15 protein-coding genes are annotated in these 12,669 nt (G+C 64.4%); 13 read left to right on the top strand and 2 right to left on the bottom strand.

The window, feature by feature from the left end; all coding sequences use genetic code 11:
• Window positions 1–128 precede the first annotated feature (128 nt).
• From secY to map, 3 genes are read left to right on the top strand one after another with little or no spacing between them, the layout of a single operon-like run.
• On the top strand, window positions 129–1,451 hold the full coding sequence (gene secY, locus CH295_RS00880) for a preprotein translocase subunit SecY (RefSeq protein ID WP_032397531.1): 1,323 nt from the start codon (window positions 129–131) through the stop codon (window positions 1,449–1,451).
• Entirely contained in the window at window positions 1,448–2,002 is a 555-nt protein-coding gene (locus CH295_RS00875) for an adenylate kinase (protein WP_094739494.1), read from the top strand. Before secY ends, CH295_RS00875 begins: the two co-directional genes overlap by 4 nt.
• Window positions 2,002–2,799, top strand: a complete 798-nt coding sequence (gene map, locus CH295_RS00870) for a type I methionyl aminopeptidase (protein ID WP_094739493.1) — start codon at window positions 2,002–2,004, stop codon at window positions 2,797–2,799. Before CH295_RS00875 ends, map begins: the two co-directional genes overlap by 1 nt.
• Before the next feature lie 16 nt (window positions 2,800–2,815).
• Here the strand turns inward: map and CH295_RS00865 are convergent, their stop codons facing one another.
• Complete coding sequence (locus CH295_RS00865) at window positions 2,816–3,709, bottom strand: glycosyltransferase family 2 protein (protein ID WP_170945696.1); 894 nt, start codon at window positions 3,707–3,709, stop codon at window positions 2,816–2,818.
• Between the two features lie 348 nt (window positions 3,710–4,057).
• On the opposite strand from CH295_RS00865, the gene infA reads away from it, so the two are divergent.
• The 9 genes from infA (at window position 4,058) to CH295_RS00820 (ending at window position 9,377) form a co-directional block, all read left to right on the top strand.
• Window positions 4,058–4,279: a translation initiation factor IF-1 gene (gene infA / locus CH295_RS00860; RefSeq protein WP_005140011.1), complete on the top strand. Its 222-nt coding sequence runs from the start codon at window positions 4,058–4,060 to the stop codon at window positions 4,277–4,279.
• 89 nt (window positions 4,280–4,368) lie between these two features.
• On the top strand, window positions 4,369–4,482 hold the full coding sequence (rpmJ, locus tag CH295_RS00855) for a 50S ribosomal protein L36 (RefSeq protein WP_025347279.1): 114 nt from the start codon (window positions 4,369–4,371) through the stop codon (window positions 4,480–4,482).
• A 204-nt stretch (window positions 4,483–4,686) separates the two neighbouring features.
• The gene (gene rpsM, locus CH295_RS00850) at window positions 4,687–5,061 is read left to right on the top strand and encodes a 30S ribosomal protein S13 (RefSeq protein ID WP_008718227.1); all 375 of its coding nucleotides are present in this window, start codon (window positions 4,687–4,689) and stop codon (window positions 5,059–5,061) included.
• The gene (gene rpsK / locus CH295_RS00845; protein ID WP_027496331.1) at window positions 5,061–5,474 is read left to right on the top strand and encodes a 30S ribosomal protein S11; all 414 of its coding nucleotides are present in this window, start codon (window positions 5,061–5,063) and stop codon (window positions 5,472–5,474) included. The genes rpsM and rpsK overlap by 1 nt, the downstream gene beginning before the upstream one ends.
• Before the next feature lie 21 nt (window positions 5,475–5,495).
• Window positions 5,496–6,101, top strand: a complete 606-nt coding sequence (rpsD, locus tag CH295_RS00840; RefSeq protein ID WP_032397528.1) for a 30S ribosomal protein S4 — start codon at window positions 5,496–5,498, stop codon at window positions 6,099–6,101.
• A gap of 99 nt (window positions 6,102–6,200) precedes the next feature.
• Window positions 6,201–7,265, top strand: a complete 1,065-nt coding sequence (locus CH295_RS00835) for a DNA-directed RNA polymerase subunit alpha (protein ID WP_008718222.1) — start codon at window positions 6,201–6,203, stop codon at window positions 7,263–7,265.
• A 34-nt stretch (window positions 7,266–7,299) separates the two neighbouring features.
• Window positions 7,300–7,887: a 50S ribosomal protein L17 gene (gene rplQ, locus CH295_RS00830; protein ID WP_032397527.1), complete on the top strand. Its 588-nt coding sequence runs from the start codon at window positions 7,300–7,302 to the stop codon at window positions 7,885–7,887.
• Between the two features lie 5 nt (window positions 7,888–7,892).
• On the top strand, window positions 7,893–8,789 hold the full coding sequence (gene truA, locus CH295_RS00825; RefSeq protein ID WP_094739491.1) for a tRNA pseudouridine(38-40) synthase TruA: 897 nt from the start codon (window positions 7,893–7,895) through the stop codon (window positions 8,787–8,789).
• A gap of 30 nt (window positions 8,790–8,819) precedes the next feature.
• Entirely contained in the window at window positions 8,820–9,377 is a 558-nt protein-coding gene (locus CH295_RS00820; protein WP_094633697.1) for an NADPH-dependent FMN reductase, read from the top strand.
• A 7-nt stretch (window positions 9,378–9,384) separates the two neighbouring features.
• Here CH295_RS00820 and eccE read toward each other — a convergent pair whose 3' ends face one another.
• On the bottom strand, window positions 9,385–11,079 hold the full coding sequence (eccE, locus tag CH295_RS00815; protein WP_094739490.1) for a type VII secretion protein EccE: 1,695 nt from the start codon (window positions 11,077–11,079) through the stop codon (window positions 9,385–9,387).
• A 135-nt stretch (window positions 11,080–11,214) separates the two neighbouring features.
• Here eccE and eccB point away from each other — a divergent pair, with 135 nt between their 5' ends.
• Entirely contained in the window at window positions 11,215–12,669 is a 1,455-nt protein-coding gene (gene eccB, locus CH295_RS00810; RefSeq protein WP_037188294.1) for a type VII secretion protein EccB, read from the top strand.

The raw sequence follows: 12,669 nt of genomic DNA, 5'->3' as shown, positions 1-12,669 counted from the left end.
CACAGAAGTTCGTTTCGATGCGGGCGACGCATGTCGCTTGCAGTCCATGCTCGTGAGGCTCACGGGAGCAGCAGTTGCGCTCCCGACGATGCACTCGCAGCGTCAATGCAGTCGTGCCAGGAGGATCTTTGCTTTCCGCCTTCGTGTCGGCCCTCAGGACTCCTGACCTGAGACGGAAGATCCTCTTCACGCTCGGTCTGGTCGCCCTGTATCGCTTCGGTGCAACATTGCCGTCGCCGGGTGTCGACTACGCCAATGTCCGAGCATGCATCGACCAGGTCTCCGGTGGAGACTCGGCGGGCATCTACTCGTTGATCAACTTGTTCTCCGGTGGAGCGCTCCTACAGCTCTCGGTGTTCGCGATCGGCATCATGCCGTACATCACCGCCAGCATCATCGTGCAGCTGCTCACCGTCGTCATCCCGAAGTTCGAGGAACTCCGCAAGGAGGGGCAGTCGGGGCAGGCCAAGATGACGCAGTACACGCGTTATCTGTCGATCGCGTTGGCCATCCTGCAGGCGACCGGCCTGGTGGCACTCGCTTCGCGTGGGCAGCTCCTTCAGGGATGCCAGCAGGACATCATCGCCGACCAGTCCATCTTCGGCCTCGTCATCATCGTGCTCGTCATGACCGCAGGTGCAGCCGTCGTCATGTGGTTCGGTGAGGTCATCACCGAGCGCGGCGTCGGTAACGGCATGTCGCTGCTCATCTTCGCCGGAATCGCCTCGCGTATCCCGTCCGAGGGCAACTCGATCCTCGAGAGCCGCGGCGGGTTGGTGTTCGGATTCGTCTGTTTCGCAGCGTTCCTGATCATCACCGGCGTGGTCTTCGTGGAGCAGGGTCAGCGTCGAATTCCCGTCCAGTACGCCAAGCGCATGGTCGGTCGAAAGATGTACGGCGGCTCGTCCACGTACCTTCCGCTCAAGGTCAACCAGGCCGGCGTCATCCCGGTGATCTTCGCGTCCTCGCTGCTATACCTGCCGAACCTCATCGCCCAGCTCACCTCGGCGAGCACCGCGGTCGATCCGAGTTGGTGGCAGCGCATCATCAACGAGTACCTGGTGAACCCCGCGAACCCGGTGTACATCGCGATCTTCTTCGGTCTGATCGTCTTCTTCACGTACTTCTACGTGGCGATCACGTTCAACCCCGAAGAGCGCGCCGACGAAATGAAGAAGTTCGGCGGCTTCATCCCGGGCATCCGTCCGGGCAAGCCGACCGCCGACTATCTGAACTACGTCCTCAGTCGCATCACGTTGCCGGGCGCGGTCTACCTGGGCACCATTGCCGTGCTCCCGAACCTGTTCCTCGACATCGGTAGTTCGGGTGGAGGACAGAACCTCCCCTTCGGTGGCACCGCCGTGCTGATCATGGTCAGCGTCGGCCTGGACACCGTGAAGCAAATCGAAAGCCAGCTGATGCAGCGTAACTACGAAGGGTTCCTCAAGTGAGACTTGTTCTGCTCGGTCCCCCCGGTGCCGGCAAAGGCACCCAAGCCGTCCTCCTGTCCGAGAAGCTGGGCGTTCCGCACATCTCCACCGGCGACCTGTTTCGCGCGAACATCGGTGAGAAGACGGCCCTCGGACTCGAAGCGAAGAAGTACCTCGATGCCGGCGATCTGGTTCCCAGTGAGCTGACCATCGACATGGTCCGCAGCCGCCTCTCCGAGCCGGACGCCGTCAACGGCTTCCTGCTCGACGGCTTCCCTCGTTCGGTGGGTCAGGCCGAGGCACTGGTCGGCATCCTGGCGGATCTGAACGCGAAGCTCGACGCCGTACTGTCCTTCGTCGTCGACGAGGATGTCGTCGTCGAACGCATGCTCTCGCGTGGACGCGAGGACGACAAGGAAGACGTCATCCGGAACCGGCTCAAGGTGTACCGGGACGAGACCGCGCCGCTGCTCGACTACTACGAGGGTCAACTCGTCACGGTCGACGCGATCGGTGAGGTGGACGAGGTCAACGCTCGCGCGCTGAAGTCCATCGAGGACCACGGCAAGTAATGGCGTTCGGCCGTAAACGCAAGGTCGTGCCGTTCCGCAGTGCCGGCGAACTCGACGCCATGGCTGCGGCCGGCGCGGTCGTCGGCGCTGCTCTGGTTGCCGTCCGGGCAGCGGCGGTACCCGGTGTGTCGACACTCGAGCTCGACCGAGTGGCCGAGGCGGTCATTCGTGACGCTGGTGCCGTGCCGTCGTTCCTCGGTTACCACGGCTTCACCGGCAGTATCTGCTCGTCGGTGAACGACCGTGTGGTGCACGGCATTCCGTCGGCAGACGAGCTCTTGGTCGCGGGCGATCTGGTGTCCATCGACTGTGGGGCGGTTCTCGACGGTTGGCACGGAGACTCTGCATGGACATTCGGTGTCGGCGACATCATCGAGGCCGACGCCATGCTCAGTGAGGCTACGAGGCTGTCGATGGAAGCCGGCATCGCCGCGATGCTTCCCGGCAACCGGCTCACCGACGTCTCGCACGCCATCGAATCCGGAACCCATGCGGCCGAGCACGCGCACGGACGCAAGTACGGAATCGTCGACGGATACGGCGGTCATGGAATCGGCCGTGAAATGCACATGGACCCGTTCCTCGCGAACGAGGGTGCCCCCGGCAAGGGACCGGAGCTGGTCGTCGGATCCACCCTCGCGATCGAGCCCATGTTGACTCTCGGTACGTACGACACCGACATCCTCGACGACGGGTGGACGGTCGTGACGACCGACGGATCCCGGTCCGCGCACTGGGAACACACCGTTGCCGTCACCGAGGACGGGCCCCGCATTCTGACCCTGCGACCCAGCTAGGTCCGACCCGGCCAGGTCACCAGGCCAACGATCCGTAGCGTCGACCGCCGCGGACCAGGCCGAGGTGCGCAGCCACCAGACGGAGCCAGAGTCGAGTGGGCATCTTGGTCACCGCAGTCGGAAGCAGTGGGTTCCGTACGCCGAGCATCAGCAGGGCGACGGAGATCGATCGGGCCCGGAAGGGCGGGCAGCCGTGTGCTCGGTAGAGGCCGCGCACGTGAGCCGATCCGTATCCCAGAGCGCCTGCTTGTTTCCAGTTCTCCCGGTGGCCGGTGCGCAGTCGGTACGAGACCAGCGGTTCGGCGATGAAGTGCAATCGACAGCCGGCGTGCTGTGCGCGCCACGAGAACTCCATGTCCTCGCTCGCGTGTACGTGCTCGAGCATGCCGCCGAGCTCACGGTAGGTCGATCTGCGGCACGCCATGCTGGCACCGATGGCGAACGGGAGGAACGTCGACTTGCCTTGGTCCGACGGCGGTGCGAAGGGGGTCGATGCTCGCGTGGCAACGGAGTTCAGTGTCTCCGTCTCCAAACCGGTGCCCACCAGGCCGTACTCGTCGAGGCCTGCAACGATGCGTCGGAGCCAGGTCGGATGCACCGCGTCGTCCGCGTCGCAGAATGCGAGCAGTTCGGTGCGGGCGGCGTCTGCGCCCCTGTTACGAGCGAACGATGCGCCCGGTTTTCCTTCGGCATCGACGTACTTCAGGTCCAGGGCACCACGGAGGCAATGGTTCTCGATGTGTTCGCGAAGGCCGTCGGTCGACCCGTTGTCGCTGATGATCACCGTGAACGGATGCTCGTAGTCCTGTCGAGCGAGAGCTCGTAGTTGATCGTCGAGAACATCCTTGGCGTTGTGGACTGGGATGATGACGGATACGACCGGGTTTCCGGCGCGCGTGTCTGATTTCAAGAGGGGTGCCTTGTAGTCGTCGTCGCGGAGACGGCCGTCGCTGCGAGCGCAGGCGGGACGGCCCGAAGTTGCGCGGCTGTGATGCAGCCCGGCAGAACGGTAGTCCAGGAAATCGACGAGGGGCAAACGATGACCTGGAGCATGGACGCGGGACGCATTTGGCCAGACGTGCTTTACCCGGTAGCATGGATCGACGGTGCGCCCTGCGTACCGGATGTTCGCGTGCCCTGGTGGGCTGCGAACCGTTCCGGCGACACATCGTCCCGTTCATTCGGGTCGGTCAGTGGGCATCACGGTAACGGAAACAGATGCAATCAACCAGGTGTGAGAGCCAGGATCGCGGAGGATATGGCCAAGAAAGACGGTGCTATCGAGGTAGAGGGCCGAGTTGTCGAACCGCTGCCCAATGCGATGTTTCGCATTGAGCTCGAAAACGGCCACAAGGTACTCGCTCACATCAGCGGAAAGATGCGTCAGCACTACATCCGCATCCTTCCCGAGGATCGCGTCGTGGTGGAGCTTTCGCCCTACGACCTCACGCGTGGACGCATCGTTTACCGCTACAAGTAACAGCTTCCCCGGCCACGTCCGGTCGGGGAGAACCATGCTCGGGGCCAATGCATGCAGCGGGGCCGAGCTACACACAGGAGATCAACGACGTGAAGGTTCAGCCGAGCGTCAAGAAGATCTGCGAAAAGTGCAAGGTGATTCGTCGTAACGGACGCGTCATGGTGATCTGCGACAACCTGCGTCACAAGCAGCGTCAGGGATAACCACCGAGCATTTCGCACGTCGGCTTGGCAACAGCTAGAAGATGACCTCCCAGCACCAACCGCGACACACGCGTCGCGGCATACCCCCGGCACGGAGGCCGGGGCCCCACTGAGTTTGTTGAAAGACGCTTCACACCCCAGCGGTGAGAAGGACACAGGGGACGGACTGGGAGCAGACCTCCGGACAAGAAAAGGAAATGCCACATGGCACGTCTCGCAGGTGTGGATCTGCCGCGCGAAAAGCGCATGGAGATCGCACTGACTTACATCTACGGCGTCGGCCGTACCCGCTCCAAGGAAATCCTCACAGCGACGGGCGTCAGCCCCGACCTGCGAAGCAAGGATCTCGGCGACGACGATCTGCGCAAGCTCAGCGATTACATCAACGAGTCCCTCAAGGTCGAGGGCGACCTGCGCCGCGAGGTGCAGGCCGACATCCGTCGCAAGATCGAAATCGGCTGCTACCAGGGTCTTCGCCACCGTCGTGGTCTGCCCGTCCGTGGACAGCGCACCAAGACCAATGCGCGTACCCGTAAGGGACCCAAGCGCACCATTGCCGGCAAGAAGAAGGCGAAGTAATGCCCCCCAAAGCACGCGGTACCGGTCCGAAGAAGGCGCAGAAGACGCGTCGCAGGGACAAGAAGAACGTCCCGCACGGATCTGCGCACATCAAGAGCACGTTCAACAACACGATCGTGTCGATCACCGACCCCGCCGGAAACGTCATCTCATGGGCGTCCTCGGGACACGTGGGCTTCAAGGGCTCGCGCAAGTCGACTCCGTTCGCCGCACAGCTCGCAGCCGAGAACGCTGCGCGCAAGGCACAGGAGCACGGCGTCAAGAAGGTCGACGTCTTCGTCAAGGGTCCCGGCTCCGGCCGTGAGACCGCGATCCGCTCGCTTCAGGCCGCTGGCCTCGAGGTCGGCACCATCTCCGATGTCACCCCTCAGCCGCACAACGGCTGCCGTCCGCCCAAGCGGCGTCGGGTCTAGCGGGAAGGAAAGGTTTAGAAAATGGCACGTTATACCGGTCCTATCACCCGCAAGTCGCGTCGTCTGCGCGTCGACCTCGTCGGAGGCGACCAAGCGTTCGAGCGTCGTCCCTACCCGCCCGGCCAGCACGGCCGCGCGCGGATCAAGGAGAGCGAGTACCTGCTCCAGCTGCAGGAGAAGCAGAAGGCTCGCTTCACCTACGGCGTCATGGAGAAGCAGTTCCGTCTGTACTACAAGGAAGCCAACAGGACCGTCGGCAAGACCGGCGAGAACCTGCTGACCATCCTCGAGAGTCGTCTCGACAACGTCGTCTACCGTGCCGGACTGGCACGTACGCGTCGTCAGGCCCGTCAGCTGGTCACGCACGGTCACTTCCTGGTGAACAACAAGCGCGTCGACATCCCCAGCTACCGCGTCTCGCAGTACGACATCATCGATGTCCGTGAGAAGTCAGCACAGACGCTGCCGATCCAGATCGCCCGCGAAAGCTACGGCGACCGTCCCGTCGCCCCGTGGCTGCAGGTCGTTCCCAACCGTCTTCGCATCCTGGTGCACAGGTTGCCGGAGCGCGCACAGATCGATGTGCCGCTCCAGGAGCAGCTCATCGTCGAGTACTACTCGAAGTAAGGCGCAGCACGCATGTGAGTCTCCCCGCGAGGCTCACATGCGTCTTCGCCTCCACACGTGGGCGTCAAATAGCGGACGCCCGTACAGGAGGAACACACAATGCTCATTTCACAGCGCCCGACGCTGACCGAAGAGGTCATCGCCGACAACCGCTCGAAATTCGTCATCGAGCCGCTCGAGCCCGGCTTCGGTTACACACTCGGCAACTCGCTCCGCCGCACCCTGCTGTCGTCGATCCCCGGCGCTGCTGTCACCAGCATCCGTATCGACGGCGTCCTCCACGAATTCACCACAGTCCCCGGAGTCAAGGAAGATGTCACCGACATCATCCTGAACCTCAAGGGCCTCGTGGTGAGCTCCGAAGAAGACGAACCGGTCACCATGTATGTCCGCAAGCAGGGCCCCGGCGCTGTGACCGCAGGCGACATCGTGCCTCCGGCCGGCGTCACGGTGAACAACCCCGATCTGCACATCGCGACCCTGAACGACAAGGGCAAGTTGGAGATCGAGCTCGTCGTCGAGCGCGGTCGCGGCTACGTCCCCGCCGTTCAGAACAAGGCATCGGGTGCCGAGATCGGCCGTATTCCGGTCGACTCGATCTACTCGCCCGTGCTCAAGGTCACCTACAAGGTGGAGGCCACCCGCGTCGAACAGCGCACCGACTTCGATCGGCTCGTTCTCGACGTGGAGACCAAGAATTCCATCACCGCGCGGGACGCGCTCGCTTCGGCGGGCAAGACCCTGGTTGAGCTCTTCGGCCTCGCCCGTGAGCTGAACGTCGAAGCAGAAGGCATCGAGATCGGACCCTCGCCCGCCGAGGCCGATCACATTGCTTCCTTCGGACTCCCCATCGAGGATCTGGACCTCACCGTCCGGTCCTACAACTGCCTCAAGCGCGAGGGTGTTCACACCGTCGGCGAGTTGGTTGGTCGTACCGAGTCCGATCTGCTCGACATCCGTAACTTCGGGCAGAAGTCCATCGACGAGGTGAAGGTCAAGCTGCATTCGCTCGGCCTCTCCCTCAAGGACAGCCCCGCGTCGTTCGATCCGAGCACCGTGCCTGGCTACGACGCCACCACGGGCACGTGGAGTGACACCGACGCCGGCTCCTTCAGCGACACCGAAGGTGCCGAGCAGGACTACGCCGAGACAGAACAGCTGTAATCAGCTCGCTGGAGCTCTTACTAGGAGATTCATCATGCCCAAGCCCACCAAGGGCCGCCGTCTCGGCGGGTCGGCGTCGCACCAGAAGGCCATCCTGGCCAACCTGGCGACGTCACTCTTCGAGCACGGCCGCATCACCACCACCGAGTCGAAGGCCAAGCGCCTTCGTCCCCACGCCGAGAAGCTCGTCACCCATGCGAAAAAGGGTGATCTGGCGCATCGTCGTGAGGTTCTCAAGACGATCAACAACAAAGATGTCGTGCACAAGCTGTTCGCCGAGATCGGGCCTTTCTTCGCCGATCGCGACGGTGGCTACACGCGCATCATCAAGACCGTCCCCCGCAAGGGTGACAACTCGCCGATGGCCATCATCGAGCTCGTCAACGAGCAGACGGTGTCCAACGAAGCCGATCGCGCTCGCCGCGTGAAGGCTTCGCAGGCTGCTCCCGCCGCAACCGAGGCTCCGGCCGAGGACGCGACCGACGAGAACGTCGTCGAGGCTGTCGAAGCCGACGCGACCGACGCCGAGGTTGCCAACGCCGACGCAGTCATCGACGGCATCGAGGACAACGACGCACACGCGTCGGACGCCCCCGAGGCCGAGGAAGCAAAGAAGGACTAGTCCTTTTGAGCTCCGAGCACGATCGAAGCGGGCCCGCCATTCCCTCCGGGGAGGGCGGGCCCGCTTTTTCGGTACCCACCAGATTTCGGCTCGACATCTCGTACGACGGCACGAGCTTCTCCGGGTGGGCGCGCCAACCGGGCATTCGCACCGTGTGTGGAGTGCTCGAAGAAGCTTTCTCCACGGTGCTGCGGCAACCGATAGAGCTGACCGTGGCGGGGCGAACCGACGCGGGAGTCCACGCAGCGGGACAGGTGGCGCACTTCGACGCCGTCGACGTTCCGGACGATCTCGACCGACTGGTCCGCCGAATGGCACGGTTTCTGCCCACCGACGTTCGCGTGCGTGCCATCAGCGCCGTCTCCGGTGATTTCGACGCGCGATTCTCGGCGTACCGCAGGCATTACGAATATCGTTTCGGCACTGCGCTCTACGGCGTCGACCCCCTCGATGTCGCCGGTGTCGTCTCCTGGCCCAGGCCTATCGATCTGGACGCGGTGCGCGAGGCGTCCGCGGGATTGATCGGCCTGCACGATTTCGCCGCGTTCTGCAAGCGACGTGACGGTGCCACCACCGTTCGGGAACTGCAGCGCTTCGACTGGGAGCGCGACGGCGACCGTCTCACCGCGTACGTCAGCGCCGACGCGTTCTGCTGGTCGATGGTCCGTAGCCTCGTCGGTGCAATGCAGGCCGTGGGGGAAGGGCGTCGAACTCCCGACTGGGCGCGGTCGCTGTTGACTCGCCGGGAGAGGGCGAGCGAGGTGGCGGTGGCTCCGGCGCACGGATTGTCCTTGGTTCGAGTCGACTACCCGCCGGCCGACGAGCTGGCTGCCCGTAACGCGGCCACCCGAGAAGTGCGCACGGCGATCACCGATGACAGTTGCTGTGGGGGAGAGGGCTGACCGAGCGTCACCGGGTCTAGTGTCGGAGCGATGCAGCCGATACAGCTCGCCATCGTCGTCGGTAGTGTGCGTGCCGGTCGAGTAGGACCGACCGTCGCGGCCTGGGTTCGAGGTGTTGCAGCCGAACGCACCACCGTCGAGGTGGTCGACGTCGACTTGGCCGATTTCGAGTTGCCCAACTCCCTGGCTCCGTGCGAGGACTCCGAACGCTTCACCGGAATCATCGGTGCCGCCGACGCCTTCGTGTTCGTCACCCCCGAGTACAACCACGGCGTACCCGGTGCGTTGAAGACTGCGCTCGACACGGTGAAGTACGAGTGGCGCGGCAAGCCGGTGGGGTTCGTCTCGTACGGCGGGCTCGGCGGGGGAGTTCGAGCCACCGAACAGTTGCGGCAGATCACCGCCGAACTGCACATGGTCTCCGTTCGAGACGCGGTGTCGCTGCATCGGGTGCGCAAGCGGTTCGACGAATCGGGAGGCATCGACGATGCAGCCGCCGTCGACGCTCTCGGGCGTCTTCTCGACCAACTGGAGTGGTGGGCCGACGCGGTGGCCGGCGCTCGTGGGCGTGCCGACTACCCCGGCTGAGAATCGGTCATGCTCGAACCGCGGGGCGCAGACTTCTGGGCCGTCCGATGAAGGCCGTTTCCTGCGGAATGGTGACCAGAGTCAACTCGACGTCGAGTGGACCGGACCGGACTCGAATTCGATCACCCGATGCGTGGGGTTGGACGATCGTCAGATCCGCCTCCGAGCGCTGCATGCTTCGCTCCTGTTCGGGGCGGCCGGTCCGCGGTAGGTGCTCGGACAACGAGATCACGGTGACGCCCGACGGTCCCTGTTGCGCAGGCGGTGCCGAACCGTCGGCGAAGTCGATGAGGATCACGTCGTACGAGGGACGGGATCGGGATGTGGTTCCGTCGACCAGTAGTCGATCGGGATCCCCGATGGCGTCGAGGAGTGCGCGCCAGGCGTGGGGGCGATCGGTGCGGACGAGGACCCTGGCACCGGTGGCGATGGCGCGGAACAGCAGTTGCTGAGCGAGGTAGAGCTCTCCGACGATGCGCACTCGCGTCAGTCCAGGCCCGAACAGCCGCACCGCGACACCGTGTCCGCGGGCGTCGGATCCCAGCAGCTGGCCGCAGCCACTCACCGGGAGCATCAACTCGTTCACCGTCGAGACATCGAGGATTCGGCTGGGAGACAACGATTTCGGTGCAGGTACGGCCAGTGGAAGCTGGGCGAGAATACCGTCGCGTTGACTTCCGCTCATCGAGCTCAACGCGCGTACGCGAGGCTTCGTGATCGGTGTCCGGGCGGCGAATCTGCACGACGCACGGACGTGCACCTTTCCTGGGTCGCGGGTGGGCTGCAGGTGGAAGGACATCGTCGTTCCGAGGGACGGTGTTGCCCACAGGGTGGTGATGTCCTCGGCAGTGATTGCGCTGCAATCGATTCCGAACCCCGTACTCGACGCACCCGGCATGGGTGCCGTCGACCATGTCTGAGTCAGGTCGTCGGTGCTCACTCCCCGGCAGAGCTGCGACACGGCCGACCGAAGTTCGGAGCTCGTCAACAGTCGCGAGGACAGACCGTGGGCGTGCAGAGCGCGGAGGACACGCGTGGTCGCGACGACAGCGGTGCGGGCTGCGCCGGCCCTGCCTCCGCCTCTGACCTCGATCGCCCGAACATTCGCGCGCAGGTCGAGAGTGACCGCCACCCAGACGGTTCGCACCGCTACGGCCGGTAGCGGACCGATGAGTCCCTCGTACACCTCGGTGGCGACAGAACCTGCCGAGCTGCGGAAACCGAGGGCGACGACATCGATCGAGCAGACCTCGATGTCGTGCTGGGTCAGACACGACGCCAACGCGTCGACAGGGAGCGCGTACTGCGTCTCGGCGCTCGCCCTGCCGAGGACCGTGGTGGAGTGCCCTGGCGGGACGATCTCGATGGTGCAGGTGACGGTGTCGCGCTGCCAGTGGACGCCGACCGGGCCGCCTGCGGTGTCGGTGTGTTCCGTGGTCACGCCTACATCGGGGGCGCGATCGGCGAGAAACCTCCCGATGGCCCGGACCCAGTCGACGACCGGTCTACGCCGAACGGCCACGAACGGAACGAGCGCTACTGCCACAGCGGCGAGCAGAGCCCATCCGGTCCGCACCTGTGCCGCATACAAAGCCAGACTGATCGCCACGGCTGCGGTCTCGGCCACGATCACCCGCCGGACCGTGGGCGCGACGAAGGGGACGGCGGCGCGCCCACGCTCTGCCCAACCGATACGCGTCATCGAAACCCTCCCCCCGAAGGTCGCAGTGCCCCATCGATGACCGCCAACGCGGTCGCCGAGGTGTGCGGAGGAACTGTACTGTGTCGCGTGACCCGAATGGGGATCGGGTCGTCTGCACAATCCTGGGGAGGAATCATGGCGTCGACGCCGACAACCAAGTGGCAGGTCGGCGGTTACCGCTTTCTCGTCCGCAGAATGGAACACGCACTGATCAGACGCGACGTTCGGATGCTGCACGATCCGATGAAGTCGCAGTCGCGGGCACTGCTGGTGGGTGTCGTCATCGCCTGCATCGGTTTGGCGGGATGCGCTGCGCTGGCACTGTTTCGGCCACAGGACAAGATCGGCGACGCGTCGATCGTGGTCGGTAAGGACTCGGCCGCCATGTTCGTGAAAGTGGACGACGTGTTTCATCCGGTGCTCAATCTCGCGTCGGCTCGCTTGATCGTCGGCAAGCCCGACAACCCGCTGACGGTCAAGGAATCCGAATTGTCGTCGCGACCCCGCGGCGCGCTGGTGGGTATTCCCGGTGCTCCGTCTGCGCTGCCGTACGACGGTGACGGCAGCGCGGAAACGTGGACCGTCTGCGACACCGTCGACCCGATCGCAGGAGTGACCTCGACAACGGTTGTGGTGGGCGATCCTCGATACGGTGAAAGCACGGCTGCGCTCGCCGATTCCGAGGCGTTCCTCTGGACATCCGACGGCACTGCGTATCTCGTGCACAACGGCACCAAATCGCCGGTCGATCTGAACAACAGGGCAGTGGTCCGCGCACTCGGACTCGAGGATGCGACACCGTCCCCGGTCAGTGCGGGTCTGCTCAATTCCGTGCCCGAATCGCCGCCGGTCGCAGCACCGTTCGTTCCCCGAGCGGGTGAGGCTCCTGCGTTCCCGTTCGACGGCCGGACGATCGGTTCGGTCGTGCAGGTCGCCGGTCGCGACGTTCGGTACTACGTGGTTCTCGAGGACGGAATCCAGGCGATCAACGAAACTGCGGCACTGCTGATCAAATTCACCGATTCGCAGGGCAGTCCGGATATTGCCGCCGTCAATCCCGACCTGCTCGCGAACGCTCCCAAAACCTCTTCAGGACTGGAGGTTTCGACGTTTCCGGCGACCACGCCTGCGATCGTCGATACCGGTGAGCGCCCTGTCGGGTGCTTGACGTGGGAACCACTCGGAGCTGCCGACGGCGGACCGTCGGCTCGACTGATCGAGTCCGCCGGTCGCGGATTGCCGCTCGAGACCGGTTCCCAACCGGTTGCGTTGGCTCAGGCAGATGGCGGCGGCGACGCCGTCGACCAGGTCTATCTGGCACCCGGTAGCGGCGGGTTCGTGCGCAGTACCGGAATCTCCACGTCGAGTACACGTCAGGGCAGTGTCTTCTTCGTGGCCGACACCGGAGTGCGCTACGGCGTCGACGGTGCCGAGGCCGCGTCGGCGCTGGGGTTCGGACCGCCGGCACCCGCGCCCTGGCAGATACTCCAATTGCTCGGCAGTGGGCCCACTCTGGGGCGCGGCCAGGCCCTGACGATGCACGACGGTGTCGCTCCCGACCCGCAGGCCGCGGCACTTCCGACGAAGTAG

It is taken from the genome of Rhodococcus sp. 14-2483-1-2, assembly GCF_002259405.1.
Classification (GTDB): Bacteria; Actinomycetota; Actinomycetes; order Mycobacteriales; family Mycobacteriaceae; genus Rhodococcoides.
This window is presented reverse-complemented; position numbering and strand designations above follow the sequence as displayed.

What these genes read in the sequence shown, in the direction of transcription:
- map (WP_094739493.1), top strand. Translation starts at nt 2,002, where the DNA reads ATGGCGTTCGGCCGTAAACGCAAGGTCGTGCCGTTCCGCAGTGCCGGC.
- infA (WP_005140011.1), top strand. Translation starts at nt 4,058, where the DNA reads ATGGCCAAGAAAGACGGTGCTATCGAGGTAGAGGGCCGAGTTGTCGAA.
- rpsM (WP_008718227.1), top strand. Translation starts at nt 4,687, where the DNA reads ATGGCACGTCTCGCAGGTGTGGATCTGCCGCGCGAAAAGCGCATGGAG.
- rpsK (WP_027496331.1), top strand. Translation starts at nt 5,061, where the DNA reads ATGCCCCCCAAAGCACGCGGTACCGGTCCGAAGAAGGCGCAGAAGACG.
- rpsD (WP_032397528.1), top strand. Translation starts at nt 5,496, where the DNA reads ATGGCACGTTATACCGGTCCTATCACCCGCAAGTCGCGTCGTCTGCGC.
- CH295_RS00835 (WP_008718222.1), top strand. Translation starts at nt 6,201, where the DNA reads ATGCTCATTTCACAGCGCCCGACGCTGACCGAAGAGGTCATCGCCGAC.
- rplQ (WP_032397527.1), top strand. Translation starts at nt 7,300, where the DNA reads ATGCCCAAGCCCACCAAGGGCCGCCGTCTCGGCGGGTCGGCGTCGCAC.
- CH295_RS00820 (WP_094633697.1), top strand. Translation starts at nt 8,820, where the DNA reads ATGCAGCCGATACAGCTCGCCATCGTCGTCGGTAGTGTGCGTGCCGGT.
- eccE (WP_094739490.1), bottom strand. Translation starts at nt 11,079, where the DNA reads ATGACGCGTATCGGTTGGGCAGAGCGTGGGCGCGCCGCCGTCCCCTTC.
- eccB (WP_037188294.1), top strand. Translation starts at nt 11,215, where the DNA reads ATGGCGTCGACGCCGACAACCAAGTGGCAGGTCGGCGGTTACCGCTTT.